This window comes from Comamonas sp. MYb69, assembly GCF_037479315.1.
Lineage (GTDB): Bacteria > Pseudomonadota > Gammaproteobacteria > Burkholderiales > Burkholderiaceae_C > Comamonas.
Map to the genome: position 1 here is coordinate 421,218 of NZ_JBBGZG010000002.1, position 14,379 is coordinate 435,596.

Annotated in this window: 7 protein-coding genes and 1 pseudogene; 3 read left to right on the top strand and 5 right to left on the bottom strand. The window is 61.1% G+C overall.

Annotation, left to right across the window (positions count from 1 at the left end; translation table 11 throughout):
- The first annotated feature begins 250 nt into the window (after positions 1-250).
- On the top strand, positions 251-3,337 hold the full coding sequence (locus tag WH303_RS03975; RefSeq protein WP_339517088.1) for a DUF5979 domain-containing protein: 3,087 nt from the start codon (positions 251-253) through the stop codon (positions 3,335-3,337).
- A 233-nt stretch (positions 3,338-3,570) separates the two neighbouring features.
- Positions 3,571-4,803, top strand: coding sequence for an IPTL-CTERM sorting domain-containing protein (locus WH303_RS03980; protein ID WP_339517089.1), 1,233 nt, complete (start codon positions 3,571-3,573; stop codon positions 4,801-4,803).
- Between the two features lie 285 nt (positions 4,804-5,088).
- Here the strand turns inward: WH303_RS03980 and WH303_RS03985 are convergent, their stop codons facing one another.
- The 4 genes and pseudogenes from WH303_RS03985 to WH303_RS04000 form a co-directional block, all read right to left on the bottom strand.
- Positions 5,089-6,393, bottom strand: a complete 1,305-nt coding sequence (locus tag WH303_RS03985) for an NAD(P)/FAD-dependent oxidoreductase (RefSeq protein WP_339517090.1) — start codon at positions 6,391-6,393, stop codon at positions 5,089-5,091.
- 66 nt (positions 6,394-6,459) lie between these two features.
- Positions 6,460-7,407 carry a dihydrodipicolinate synthase family protein gene (locus WH303_RS03990; protein ID WP_339517091.1) on the bottom strand — a complete coding sequence of 316 codons (948 nt, stop codon included), beginning with the start codon at positions 7,405-7,407 and terminating at the stop codon, positions 6,460-6,462.
- Positions 7,408-7,495: 88 nt separating this feature from the next.
- A complete protein-coding gene (locus WH303_RS03995; protein ID WP_339517092.1) occupies positions 7,496-8,422 on the bottom strand; it encodes a 4-hydroxyproline epimerase in 927 nt (308 codons plus the stop codon).
- A 97-nt stretch (positions 8,423-8,519) separates the two neighbouring features.
- A pseudogene (locus WH303_RS04000) lies at positions 8,520-10,082 on the bottom strand (APC family permease); the annotation flags it as partial.
- 535 nt (positions 10,083-10,617) lie between these two features.
- Between WH303_RS04000 and WH303_RS04005 the strand changes: the two are divergent.
- Entirely contained in the window at positions 10,618-11,400 is a 783-nt protein-coding gene (locus WH303_RS04005; RefSeq protein WP_339517093.1) for an AraC family transcriptional regulator, read from the top strand.
- Between the two features lie 301 nt (positions 11,401-11,701).
- Here WH303_RS04005 and gyrB read toward each other — a convergent pair whose 3' ends face one another.
- Complete coding sequence (gyrB, locus tag WH303_RS04010) at positions 11,702-14,278, bottom strand: DNA topoisomerase (ATP-hydrolyzing) subunit B (RefSeq protein ID WP_339517094.1); 2,577 nt, start codon at positions 14,276-14,278, stop codon at positions 11,702-11,704.
- Between the last annotated feature and the right edge of the window lie 101 nt (positions 14,279-14,379).

Here is a 14,379-nt window from a genome sequence, read left to right on the forward strand (position 1 = left end):
CCTGTTCTGGATCTATCCCTTGCCAAGAACCAAGACGGCATCGCCCGCACCGGGCGCGGCCTGCATTCCAGGATCGCCCTGCAATGGAGTCGTTTTGTAGAGCAAATAAACATTTGTTAACATTATTTGCAGATATCTACGGCCGTGTATACATTTGCCAAATAGCTCATTTTTTTGGTAAATGCACACCCGAACGCATCCGGCTTGGAGCGGCTGGCGGGCTCAGAAAGATCCAACGGGATATCCAGATATGACAAACAACTACTTCAGCAGCCTTCTGCGAAAGCTGGGGGCGATCCTTGCGTTGCTGCCCATTTCCGTGATTGCCTGGGGCCAGACCGCCGACCTGCAGATCGTGAAGTCAGGGCCGGCCACGGCAGCCGGCGGTGGTGCATTCAGCTACACGCTGGTGCTGGACAACAATGGGCCCAATGCGGCCAACAACGCCAGCTTTTTGGACACCCTGCCGCCCGGCGTGGTGAATGTTTCGGCCTCCTGTGTTGCCGCCACGAATGGGGCGTCGTGCCCTGCCAGCATCGTGGCGGACAACAGCGCGGTCTCCGGCGTCCTGCCCACGTTTCCCGCACTGGGGAAGGTGACGATTGAGATCTTGGGGAATTTTGCAGTCTCAGGGCCGAGCTCGCTCACCAATACATCGACGGTGAGCCCTCCTGCGGGCGTCACCGATCCCATGCCCGAGTCCAATACGAGTTCGGTGAGCACGGCGATGAACTATGGTGCCGATCTGGTGGTCAGCAAATCGCAGAGCGCTCAGAGTTTTGTCTCTGGCCAGACGGTGACCTATGTCATGACGCTGACCAACAACGGCCCTGCGGCAGCGGATGGCACGATGATGGAGGACTTCCCCTACGGAAACAGCGGCAGCTCTGCGGCCCGCGTGAATGCCAGTTACACGTTTGGCGGTTGCAGCGCAGTGAACGGTGCCGTGTGCCCGGACACCGGTGCATTTCAGAACTACAGCGGTCAGGTAGGAAGCGCAGGCTATTTGTTCAATACCGCGGTTCCCCGTTTGCCATCGGGCGGTGCCTTCACCATCACCTACACGATGGTCGCGACAGCGCCATCGATGTGCGGCTTGACGGCAGGCGCACTGCAAAACGTGTTCCAGACCCGAGGCATGCCCGCCAGCGTCATCGACCCCGATCCGACCAATAACCGCGCGGAAGTGGAGCAGGCAGTAGCTGCGACGGCCGCCTGTCCGGAGGCGGACCTGGAAGTGACCAAAACCCAAAGCGCTGACGATTTTGTCCCTGGCCAGCCGGTGACCTACGTCATGACGCTGACCAACAACGGCCCCACCGCTGCGGATGGCGTCTTGATCGAGGATTTCCCTTACGGCTACGGCGGCACGGCTGCCGCCAACGTGAATGCGGTTTACAGCTTTGGGAGCTGTGTGGCGGCCAATGGCGCCGTCTGTCCGGACGCTGGCGCATTCCAGAATTACTCGGGCCTGGTGGGAAGCGCGGGCTATTTGTTCAATACGTCGGTACCGGCCTTGCCATCAGGAGGCACGATCACCATCACCTACACGATGGTGGCGGATGCGCCCTTGCGATGCGGCTTGCCCTCCGGGCCTTTGCAGAATGTGTTTCAGACACGGGGACTGCCACCGGGTGTCACGGACTCCAATGCATCCAACAATCGCGCCGAAGTGGAACAAACCGTCGATGCCACAGCGGATTGCCCACAGGCTGACCTGGTCGCGACCAAAACGCAAAGTACCGATATCTTTGTCGCTGGCCAGCCAGTCACCTACACGATGACCTTGACGAACAACGGCCCGGCAGCGGCCGATGGGGCGTCCATGTTGGATTTCCCCTATGCCTACGGTGCGGGCGTCCAGCTCAATGCCGCCTATAGCTTTGCCGGCTGCACGGCGACCAATGGCGCGGTTTGTCCCGACAACGGCGTTTTCCAGAACTACAGCGGCCAGGTCGGTAGCGCGGGCTATCTGTTCCAGACCACCGTGCCCAGCTTGCCATCAGGCGGTGCCGTCACCATCACCTACACGATGGTGGCCAACATGACGAGCGCTTGCACCTCTGCCAACGGGACCATTCAGAATAACTTTCGGGTCTCTGCACCGGTCGGCGTCACCGACCCCGAGCGATCCAATGACGAAATCCTGGTGGAGCAGCCGTTTGTATGCGCGGATATCTCCACCAACAAGACGGTAGCGCCAGTCACCGTCCAGGCCGGAGAGACGGTGACCTACACCGTCAGCGTGGTGAACGCCGGTCCTGCCGATGTCAGCAACGTGGCGTTTTCCGATCCGCTGCCCAATGGCTTTGTCTACGCCAGCGCAAGCTGTGCGGTTGAAGTGGCGCCGGGCACCTGCGGCCCCGTCAACTATGACGCTGCTACGCGCACCGTCAGCAGCAGCATTGCGGCGATTGGGAATGGCGGCCAAGTGCGATTCACCATCGTAGGTACCGCTGGAAACATCCCCGGAACCTATCCCAACGTGGCCTATGCCGCCGCACCTTCTGGTGTCGTGGATCCGGTGACCTCGTCCAACAGCAGCTCGGTCAATCTCCAGATCTTCAACACCAGCGCAGCGGTGACGGTCAGCAAAACCATCACGGGTCTGTCGCCCAGTGGCCTGCCCGCTCCGCTCACCTTCAGCGGCACCGTCACCTGTGGCGCACAAGCGCCGCAAAACTGGTCTGCCACCGTTGCCGCTGGCAGCAGCAGCGCCAGCAGTGCTGCTTTGAGCTTCTACGACGGTGATGCCTGCACGGTGACAGAGAACGCGCCACCTGCTGCGCCCGCAGGCTACCTCTGGACCGGCACGCCCGTCATCAGCCCCAGCCCCACCGCAACGCTGGCATCGGCACCAGTGGCCGTCAGCGTGACCAATGCCCTGCAGCGCCAGACCGGCAGCCTGGATCTGAGCCAGTTGTTTACCGGCCCGGCCGATGGGATTGCGCAGGTCAATGGGGTATTCAATTTTTCGCTGAACTGCGGCGCCGATGGCAGCTTCTCCTTGGCGATCACCGTGACCCATGGCACCAGCGTGCCCGCTGTCATCAGCAGCCTGCCCGCGGCTGCCAGCTGCACGGCGACTGCGACAGGCCCCATGCCGGCAGCTCCTGGCGGATTCACCTGGGAGGCATCGAGCTACCAGAACAATCCTGCAGTGACCATTGCCAATGGCGTGGTGAGCATTGTCGTTACCACGCCGTTGAAGGCGACGACGGGCGATGTGGGCGGCTCCGTCAAGGCCGTGCCCGGCCTCGGCAACGCCATGCTGGTGCTGATGGCGCTCCTGCTGTTGGGCTTTGCGGCTGTTAATGTCAAGAGGCGTGTGCATTGACTGGCATAGCACGGCTCTAGCTATGCGAAACGCCCGGCCATGCTGGGCGTATCCAGTGATGGAACGTCATCTGTTGATCGGCGATAGGCAACTGAATCGATGCATGATCTAAATTGGAGCATGCATGGAAGAAGACCCAATGTTCCACAGTGATGTGAAATCTAGGCGCATGGAACGCGCCGTGTGAGTTTGGGTGACCCCGTTATCTGCATAAAAATGAGGTAGAAAATACTATGCGACACCACATTTCTCGTCCATTGCGGCAGCTGCTTTCAGTTTTGTTGTTTGCAGTCATCGCCTCCGTCCAGCAAGCCAAAGCGCAATCGCTTGTCTTCTTAGACCAATTGCAATCCTGCACGTCGGGCCAGAACTATGCATCCCCGGTGACGACGGGGATAGGCTTTGTGAACATGTTCTACCCTTATGCGTCGCCAGCGACGGAGTACGGACAAGCGACATGTGCCGACACTTGGACATTTGATGGCGCATCCTATCTGGTGACCCCCAACGGAGCCACGGTTTTTCCAGGTGGCGCTGCCAAAGCGGTCTGGCTCAACGAAGCGTTTTTTGACACTGTCCTGGGAGCGAACCGTCCCAAAGGCGAGATGTACCGCACCGTTGCCGGGTTGACGGTGGGCCAGGTATACCGCGTGACCGCGGACGCCTGGCATGATGACTCTGCTGGTGACACTGCGCTAGGACTGGATTTCGGACCTGCCACCGCTACGCTTGCGATCCCTAATGACAATGTTGCGCGCTCCATTTCGGCCACGGTTTGCGCCAAGAGCGCCTCGCTCTCGATGCGCTTGTACGAGGCAGGAACTGCAGGCAACGGTGCTTCTCCCGTGGTCACGAATATTCAACTCGAAGACACGGGTCAATCTTGCTTGCTGACTGTGGATTTCGTCAGCAATGGGGGATCTGCCGTTGCACCCCAATCGGTCTTTCCCGATGATCTCGCCACAGACCCTTTGGCGCCCACGCGGGCTGGCTATAGCTTCACGGGGTGGTTCCAAGATCCGGGCCTCATGCAGCTGTATAGCTTTGCAACGCCTGTGACGCAGAACATCACCCTCTATGCAGGATGGGCACCCAATCCCTTCCATGTCAGCGGCACCGTCATCGGGCTGGCCAATGGCAGCAGCGTCACACTGGCCAACAGCAATGGCGACCAGATACAAGTGGCGGCTGCTGGGCCCTTTGTTTTCCCTTTGGGGCTGTTGGGCACTGACAGCTATGCAGTGACCGTTGTCACTCAGCCTGCTGCGCAAGTGTGTACCGTGACGCAAGCACCATCCGGTCCCATGAACAATGCGGATGTGACCAACGTCGTCGTGACTTGTGCAGCAACCGTGCCCCCAAGTCCCACGGCCGTGCCGACGATGAGCCAGTGGTCATTCATGGGACTGTCTGCATGCTTGGGTCTGGTCGGGTTCATGAGCATTCGCCGCCGCCAGATATCCTAGTCTCAGCCACATTCGGGTGGCTTTCCATTGGGCCTGACCAACCTGGTGGGCCTCATCGTCGGTGACCTGCCCCTGGCGTGCAGCTGTTTGGGCAGAGGACGAGCGGCAATCCCTGCAGACAAAAGTAGAAATTCTTCCAACTGGAGTGGGTAAGCCCTGTAATGACGCGTTGTCGAATGCAGGGCAACCGGCTGATGTGAGCCCCGTTGCTCTTGATGGGGAAGCGGTCACGCGTCTTGGGTTCGAGAGGCTGGCCATACACGGCAGCTGGACGATGGAGTCAGGCTACAGCCATGGCCCTGAAAACCGGTCCAGCCGATAAGCCGAAAGATCGGGAAGGGTCTGTGAGGCAACGGTGGTCGCAGGCCGCACGGCCAGTTGGGCGATCCATTCGGCCGTGATGGCCGCCTGGGTCAGGCCCAGGTGCTGGTGACCAAAGGCGAGCAGTACCCGCCCATCACACACTTGATCAATGACGGGCAGCGAGTCGGGCAATGACGGCCGGAAACCCATCCAGGTGGTTGCATCCCGGGCGTCCAGATCCTGGCGAAACAGGCCCTGGCTCAACCGCTGCAGTTGCCAAGCCCGATTCATGCGAGGCGGGCGGTGAAGCCCGGCAAATTCGACGGTGCCGGCGAGTCTGAGTCCTCCCAGCATCGGAGTCATGATGAATTTGCGCTCCAGGGAGGTCACCGGAAACGGCAGTCGCCCCTGCTCGTGGGGCAGCATCAGGTGGTAGCCCCGTTCGGTATCCAAAGGCACAGGCCTGCCGGTCAGTTCGGAGACGAGGGGGGCCGAGTGGGCGCCGCAGGCGATCAGCACGCGCCGGGCGTTCAGCTGCCCTTGGCTGGTGGTGAGTACGGCGCCTTTGTCATGCAGGCGGCCGTGGCGCACCTGCTGTTGGACAAAGTGCACGCCGCAGGCCCTGGCAGCCTCGGCCAGGCGGCAGACCACCAGATGGGGGTCGATGAAGTGTCCAGTCTGCGGGAAAAAAAGCCCTCCCAGCAGGTGTTCGCTCAGCAGGGGGGCCGCATTCTGAAGCGCCTGCGCTGACCACAGCTCGGTTTCTACTCCTTGCTGCATCCAGCGCCTGCGCAGTGTTTCGAGAGGGGTCTGGGACTGCCTTCGCTCGTAGACCAGCAGTGAGCCTCGGACCTGGAGCAGTTCTTCGCAGCCGATGGATGCCAGCAAGCGCTGCCAGGCGTTGAGGCTGGCTTCGTTGAGCTTGCGCAGGCCTGCAACCGTACGCTGAACAGGCGCGGCGCGCAGGTTCAGCAGCAGCCGCGTGAACCAGGGCAGTGCATGGGGGAGGTATTTCCAATCTAGTCGCAATGGCCCCATCGGGTCGAAGAGCATGGCGGGCAGACGCAGGAGAATGGACAGGTCAGCGATGGGACTGACCTGCTCGGTAGCCAGGTGGCCAGCATTGCCGTATGACGCGCCGTGTCCTGGTTCCTGGGCGTCGATCACCGTCACGCGCAGGCCTTGCCGTGCCAGCGCCAGTGCGCATGAGGTACCGATGATGCCCGCGCCCACCACGGCAATGTCGGTAACGTCCGGTCCGGAGTCTGTATGCGAGAAGTCTGACATGCAATTTCCTGTGGAGGAGCGGCATCGGCCGCCGGCTTTTACGTCGCTTGGGCAGCCTCGCTGGTGTTAGCTAAGACGGTGCTCGGCGGACCAGTGGGCATACCAGGCCTTGAACAGCGCGTACTGTTGCTCGGCATAGCGGCGCTGCGCTTCGCTGAGCACATCGCTTTCATTGAAGTGCAGGGTGTATTCCTTGTCGCCGTTGAGCACCATCAAGTGCTTGTAAAAGAGCACAAGGTCGCAGCCTTCATCGAAGGACGAGAGAACGGCCAGTGCGGATTCCAGCTCGCGCGCCAGACGGCGTGCCTTGGCATCTCCCTGCGCCGCCTGTTTGCTCAAGGCGACCAGTTGCAGCACTTCACGTGGCAGGGCATTGCCGATGCCGGTGATGGCGCCACTGGCGTTGCAGTTCACAAAGCCATGAACGACCTGGGTATCGACACCGGCCATGAGCGTGATGTCTTCCTCTTTGGAGGTGATGTTCTCCGCTGCATAGCGCATGTCTGCTGCGCCGCCAAACTCCTTGAAGCCAATCAGGTTCGGGAACGCGTGGCGCAGCTCAAAGAACAGATCAGCACGGGTGGCAAAGCCATAGTAGGGGCTGTTGTAGATCACCGCCGGCAGCTGGGGCGCCGCCTTGAGAATGGCTGAGAAGTGCGCCTTCTGGGCAGCCGCTGAGCTGCCACGCGAGAGGACACGCGGGATCACCATCAGCCCATGGGCGCCAACCTGGGCTGCATGGGCAGCATGAGAGACGGCTTCGCGGGTGTTGATCGCGCCGGTGCCGACAATGGTCGGGATGCCGGCGGCCACCAGGCGGGCAACGCCTTCTTGGCGCTGATGTTCGGAGAGCAGCGGCCAATCGCCCATGGAGCCGCAGTAGACGACAGCACGCATGCCGAGATCCACCAAGGCGCGGGCCTTGGCGACCAGGGCCGAAAAGTCTGGCGTGCGCTCGGCGGTGCAGGGGGTCATCAGTGCTGGGATGCAGCCGGTGAAGATGTTGTCGCTCATGGTCGTTCCTTGTGGTGGTGTTTAAGAACCTGTTCAAAGGGGAGCAAAGGAGAGGTGGCCAGAGGCTGTCTGGACGCCCCTGCACCTCTCAGATGCCCCATGCGAAAGGGTCCTGCTCGTCGATCAGCAGGGTGCTGTCGGCCGTCATGAAGGCACGGCCGGTGATGAAGGGGCGGATGCGCTCGCCATCTTGGGCATAGCGGGCGAAAAACTGGCTGCCCGTGATGCTCGCCTGCACCCAACGCTCGCCCGCTGCGAGCTTGCCGTCGGCCGCGAGGCATGCCAGCTTGGCACTGGTGCCGGTGCCGCAGGGGGAGCGGTCATAGGCTTTGCCTGGACACATGACGAAGTTGCGGCTGTTGGCCTGGTCGTCATCGGCAAACAGCTCGACATGGTCGATCAGGGCGCCATCTTCACCCCGTATGCCAGCGGCCTCCAGCGCTTGGAGCACCGCCCAGGTGAAGCGGCTCAGGGCTTCAACATGTGCAAGCCTGAGCTCCTGGCCGTGCTCGGACACCAGATAGAACCAGTTGCCGCCCCAAGCAATATCCCCGACCACACGGCCATGGCCGGGCACATCTACCGCAACCTGGTGGCGGTAGCGGTAGGCAGGCACATTGCCGACGGTCACCGACCCATCAGGGTGCAAGCTGGCGCTGACCGGGCCGACCGGTGTGTCGATCTTGTGTTCACCCGGCTCGATCAGCCCCAGATGGTGCAGCGACGCCACCAGGCCGATGGTGCCGTGTCCGCACATGCCAAGATAGCCGGCGTTGTTGAAAAAGACCACGCCACAGGTGGCATCCGGCGATACCGGAGCGCAGTACAGCGCACCCACCAGCACGTCGTTGCCGCGTGGCTCGAGCAGGCAGGCGCGGCGCCAGTGGTCGTGTTTCTCACGCAGTTCATCGCGTTTTTCAGCCATGGTGGTACCGGCTAAATCGGGAAACCCCTTCATGACCAGGCGTGTGGGTTCGCCGCCGGTGTGGGAGTCGATGGTGTGGAGTTGGATCATGGAGTGCTTCCTTGAAAACCTGCGCAGGTCTTTAGGTGGAGGTTTGGGGCGCGGCGTGCAGGCCGCTCATGGGGGTGTCGGCGACGGTCTCGCTTTCGTCGTCGCCCTCCAGCTGGATCAAATGGGCGGGTATGCCGGTGGCTGCGCCCCAGTGGTAAATGCCCAGGGCACATGCCGCTACGGCCAGCGTGTCGAACGGATGGCGCAGTACGCCCAGACCGCCCACGCTGCCCAGCTTGGAGAGCACGATGGTGATGGCGTAGAAGCCGATCAGCCAAGCCGATGAGCGCACCTGCTGGTACAGGTTGAGGTGTGCAGTAGGAACGAAGCGGCCGCACAAAACGTACACCACGAACATCAGAATCTGCAGGCCGAGCAGCCAGGAAACCGTGCTCCAGCCCGACCAGTACACGATGAGCGCAGCGATGACGAAGGACAAGGGTCCGAGCACGCCCATCCACCGCACGCGGAATGGACGAGGCATGCCAGGTGCATTGCGGCGCAGCGCGGCCACGGTGACGGGTGCTACGGCATAGCTCAACACCAGCGCTGCGGACACCACATTGATCAGCGCTTCCCAGGAGGGAAATGGCAGGGTCCAGAACACCGACAAGGCGAATGTCAGCCAAAGTGCCGGACGCGGGATGCCGGACTTGGCATCGATGTGGGTGAAGATCTTGAAGAACGTGCCGGTCTGTGCCCAGCCATAGATAACGCGCGGCGTGGCATTCATGTAGATGTTGCCGCAGCCACTGGGGGAGATCACCGCATCGGCCACGACCAGGTAAGCCAGCCAGCCCACACCCAGTAGCAAGGCAATGTCACGATAAGGCAGCGCAAGCTCTTTGGAGATGCCGGCCCAACCGTTGGCCAGCATCTCGGTCGGCAGGCTACCGAGAAAGGCCACTTGCAGCAGCACGTAAATCGCGGTGGACAGCAATACCGAGAGGATCAGCGCGACTGGAATGGTGCGCTGCGGGTTCCTTACCTCGCTGGCCACCGAGATGATGGGCGTCAGTCCCAGGTAGGCAAAGATAATGCCGCCAGCGGAGACTGCCATCTCGATGCCGGAAAGACCGAAAGGGGCAAATCCCTGGACCTGGAAATTCTCCGGTTTGAAAAAGGTGAAGAGGATGCCGATCACCAGCAGCGGAACGATGAACTTGAACACGCTGACCAGGTTGTTGGCTTTGGCGAAGGTCTTCACGCTGCGGTAGTTCAGCGCGAAAAACAGGCACAGCAGGCCAAACTGCGTGAGCCAACCTGCAATGGTGGGGTTGCTGGAGCCCGCCTGGGTCAAGCCGGGGAACCAGGCTGCCGCGTACTGGCGCGCAGCCACAACTTCGATCGCAACCAGGCTGGAGAAGGCGATCAGGGTGATGAACCCCATCATGTAGCCGAGCAAGGGGCCGTGCGAATACACCGGGTAGCGCACCACACCTCCGGCACGTGGAAGCGCTGCGCCCAGCTCGCAATACACAATGCCCAGCAGCAGCACCGCGAACCCACCCAGCAGCCAGGAAAAAATCCCCGCAGGGCCGGCGATGGCCGATACATGGCTGGCAGCGAACAGCCAGCCCGAGCCGAATATGGCCCCCAAACCGATGAAGGTCAGGTCTGTGAGCGACAGCTGTTTTTTGAATTTTCCATTTCTCAGCATAGTGTCTCCTTCTGTGATTTGTGCTTGCGCCGGATGGAGCTGCAATGAACGATCCGCTGCACAATCCTCGCCCCCACGGGACGGATCCGAACCGACCGGGTTCCTATTCAGCCCAGCGCAGGGAGTTTTGGACAGACTTCTTCAGGCGCCATGTGGCGGGTAATGCATGCGGAGTAACTCTTCTCCATATGAAAATAGAATTTGATCATTTGATATTCAAATGCCTTTTGGCGCTAAAGGCATTTAGACATTGCGAGCGGACAGAGGCTGTTTAAAATCAAAACCTGGTATTAACCCTGAGGATTGATGCATGGAGGGTTTGCTGAATTATTCAGTGAGATGGCCCGGTCGTGCTTGATGGTTATGCATCTGAAATATGACGAAATTGGCATAGTCAAAGGCATGTTCGCACATGCGCTATGGCCTGGTAGAGCTTGTCCATGGCGGATTGTGGGTGCGTGTACGCATTGACCTGGCGAGCATAGACCGCGCATAATTTCGCTGCATGGCAGGCAACCGATAACGAGAGCGCTTCATGCAGAAAATCATCGACATGCTGGGTGGTGAGGCTATTTCTCAGCGATCCGAAAATATCGAGCAGATGGTTTTAAACCTGCTGCCGTTTTTGCCTGTGCTGGATGCGGTGCCGAATGCTGTGATATTCATCAAAGATACCCAGGCGCGTTATCTTTTGGCCAACCGCACCTTGGTGCAACGCTGCGGTCTCAAGCAATTGGCACGCTTGATTGGTAAAACCAGCGCTGAGGTTTTTCCCGCACAAATGGGGCCCGGGTACACCCAGCAGGACACCCGTGTCCTGAAGCAGGGAGCCATTCTGGAAAATCAACTGGAGCTGCATCTTTTCAGCAGCCGGGAGCCCGGTTGGTGCCTGACGTCCAAAAGACCGCTGCGCAATGGCCAGGACGAGATCATCGGCTTGATGGGGATTTCGATGGATTTGCCATCAGCCAGCGGGTCGCACCCGGCCTACCAGCGGTTGGTTGCTGTTGATGAGCACATTCGCAAGCATTTCAGTGACGCGGTGAGCATGAAGGAGCTGACAGGCATTGCCGGTATGTCGGTTGCCCAACTGGAGCGCTACTGCAAGCGCGTCTTTCATCTGACCCCAAGGCAGATGATCCACAAAGCCCGCTTGGAGCACGCACATGGGCTATTGAACACCGCGCTGCCAATCACGGACATCGCTTTGCAGTGCGGCTACACCGACCACAGTGCATTTACACGGCAGTTCAAAATGCTGACAGGGCAGACGCCCCGGCAATACCGAGAGAACCGTGGGCGCAACGCAGCTGCGTAGGCGCAGGCCATGGTTTTGCGCACTGGACGCGCAACCCAATGGCTGAGTACTTATCCGGGTAGCCGTCTTGATGGGCGGTATCTCACCCGGCCCCAAATTCCGAAGGGTTGTCGGCTGAGCACGCGCGAATGCTTGCTACGCAGGCTGACACCAGCCCTGGTCTGTCGATGCCTTGCCAGTTGGGAAGGGGCCAAAACAAAGCCGCCTGGGCAATTTGCGCAGGCGGCTTGCGTGCTTGTGGAGCAGAGTTTTTAACCTACAACGCTCTTTTTGCAGTGGATGCTGTTACCAACAGCAACCATCACACATCAATATTCCCCGCCCGCAGCGCGTTGGTCTCGATAAAGTCGCGGCGTGGCTCGACCTCGTCGCCCATCAGCATCGTGAAGACGCGGTCGGCTTCGATGGCGTCGCCGACCTTGACCTGCAGCAGGCTGCGGACTTGGGGGTCCATCGTGGTTTCCCACAGCTGCTCGGGGTTCATCTCGCCCAGGCCCTTGTAGCGCTGGCGGGCGGTGGTGCGTTCGGCTTCGCTGATGAGCCACTGCATGGCCTGGCGGAAGTCGGTCACTTTTTCCATCTTGGCTTTTTCGCCTTCGCCACGGGTGACCTTGGCGCCTTCGGCGAGCAGACCGTGGAAGTTCTGGGCTTCGGCGGCCAGCGCCGCGTAGTCCTGGCCTTCGACAAACTCCTGCGTCAGGATGGAGCTCTTGATGTTGCCGTGGTGGTGGCGGCTGATGCGCAGGATCGGCTTTTCGGTGTGCGGGTCCAGCTCGCCGGTGACCTCGGCGGGCACGCCGGTCGTGGTCAGCTCGCGCAGCTTGGCTTCGAGCACCGGGGCACAGACCATGGCGTCGTCCAGCGTGTCGAGGCGAATCTGCACGCCGTCGGCGATGGCGCGCAGCGCTTCGGCGTCCAGGTAGGACGAGAGGCGGTCGATGACGGTTTCGGCGGCCAGGTGCATGCCGGCCAGGCGGCCCAGCTCTTCCCCATCGATGGTGCGCGGGTTGGCACCGCCGGTGCTAACGCTCGCGCCTTGCAGCGCCACGCGCAGCAGGAACTGGTTGAGGGCAGGGCCGTCCTTGAGGTACAGCTCTTCCTTGCCGTTCTTGACCTTGTACAGCGGCGGCTGCGCAATGTAGATGTGGCCGGCTTCGACCAGATCGGGCATCTGGCGGTAGAAGAAGGTCAGCAGCAGGGTGCGGATGTGGGCGCCGTCGACGTCCGCATCGGTCATGATGATGATGCGGTGGTAGCGCAGCTTGGCGAGGTTGTAGTCGTCGGTGCTGCTCTTGCCCGAGTCTTCGCTCACCTTGCCGATGCCGGTGCCCAGCGCGGTGATCAGGGTGACGATTTCGCTGCTGGAGAGCAGCTTTTCGTAGCGGGCTTTTTCCACGTTCAGGATCTTGCCGCGCAGCGGCAGGATGGCCTGGAACTTGCGGTCACGCCCTTGCTTGGCCGAGCCGCCTGCGGAGTCACCCTCGACGATGTAGATTTCAGACAGCGCCGGGTCTTTTTCCTGGCAGTCGGCCAGCTTGCCGGGCAGGCCCATGCCGTCAAGCACGCCTTTGCGGCGCGTCATTTCGCGGGCCTTGCGGGCGGCTTCACGGGCGCGGGCTGCTTCAACGATCTTGTTGCAGATGATCTTGGCGTCGTTGGGCTTTTCTTCGAGGTACTCGGTCAGCAGCTTGCCGACGATGTCCTCAACCGGTGCGCGCACTTCGCTGGAGACCAGCTTGTCCTTGGTCTGGCTGCTGAACTTGGGCTCGGGCACCTTGACGCTGAGCACCGCGCACAGGCCTTCGCGCATGTCGTCGCCGGTGACTTCGACCTTGGCCTTCTTGGCCAGGTCATGGTCGGCGATGTACTTGCCGATGACGCGGGTCATCGCCGCACGCAGGCCGGTCAAATGGGTGCCGCCATCGCGCTGGGGGATGTTGTTGGTAAAGCACAGCACCTGCTCGTTGTAGCCGTCGTTCCACTGCATGGCCACTTCGACACCGATCTCGGTGCCAGGAATGCCGCCATAGGTCTCGGCCGGGCGGCTGCCTTCGGCGTGGAACACGGTGGGGTGCAGCACTTTCTTGGTGCCGTTGATGAACTCGACAAAGCCCTGCACGCCGCCGGCGCCGGAGAAGTCGTCGTCCTTGCCGTCGCGCTCGTCCTTGAGGCGGATGCGCACGCCATTGTTCAGGAAGGACAGCTCGCGCAGGCGCTTGGCCAGGATCTCGTAGCGGAACTCGTAGTTTTCCTTGAAGATTTCCTGGTCGGGCAGGAAGTGCACTTCGGTGCCGCGCTTCTCGGTGGCCCCCACAATGCGCATCGGCGAGACTTCGACGCCTTCGACCACTTCAATCAGGCGGTTTTGCACAAAGCCGCGCGAGAAGTCGATCTGGTGCACCTGGCCTTCGCGGCGCACGATGAGCTTGAGCTTGATGGACAGCGCGTTCACGCAGGACACGCCCACGCCGTGCAGACCGCCCGAGACCTTGTAGCTGTTCTGGTTGAACTTGCCGCCGGCGTGCAGCTCGGTCAGCGCGATTTCAGCGGCCGAGCGCTTGGGCTCGTGCTTGTCGTCCATCTTCACGCCGGTGGGAATGCCGCGGCCGTTGTCCACCACCGACAGCGAGCCGTCGGCATGGATGGTCACCAGGATGTCGTCGCAATAGCCGGCCAGCGCCTCGTCGATGGAGTTGTCCACCACTTCGAACACCAGGTGGTGCAGGCCGGTGCCGTCCGAGGTATCGCCGATGTACATGCCCGGGCGTTTGCGCACAGCCTCCAGCCCTTCCAGGATCTGGATGGCGCCTTCGCCATAGCCGCTGGCATCGGGGCCTGGCGTGCTGGGGGATTGTTCCGGCTGGTTTTCTGCGGTCATGAAGCTGCCTTGGTACTGCACTGGCGGGCGCGGCGCCCTGCCATGTCTTTGAATCAAATAAATCTCGGTGCTGCGCCGGCCTGCTGCTGCAAACCGGCGCG

Excerpts from the sequence above, each read along its gene's own strand:
- WH303_RS03975 (WP_339517088.1), top strand. The coding sequence starts at position 251 with ATGACAAACAACTACTTCAGCAGCCTTCTGCGAAAGCTGGGGGCGATC.
- WH303_RS03980 (WP_339517089.1), top strand. The coding sequence starts at position 3,571 with ATGCGACACCACATTTCTCGTCCATTGCGGCAGCTGCTTTCAGTTTTG.
- WH303_RS03985 (WP_339517090.1), bottom strand. The coding sequence starts at position 6,393 with ATGTCAGACTTCTCGCATACAGACTCCGGACCGGACGTTACCGACATT.
- WH303_RS03990 (WP_339517091.1), bottom strand. The coding sequence starts at position 7,407 with ATGAGCGACAACATCTTCACCGGCTGCATCCCAGCACTGATGACCCCC.
- WH303_RS03995 (WP_339517092.1), bottom strand. The coding sequence starts at position 8,422 with ATGATCCAACTCCACACCATCGACTCCCACACCGGCGGCGAACCCACA.
- WH303_RS04005 (WP_339517093.1), top strand. The coding sequence starts at position 10,618 with ATGCAGAAAATCATCGACATGCTGGGTGGTGAGGCTATTTCTCAGCGA.
- gyrB (WP_339517094.1), bottom strand. The coding sequence starts at position 14,278 with ATGACCGCAGAAAACCAGCCGGAACAATCCCCCAGCACGCCAGGCCCC.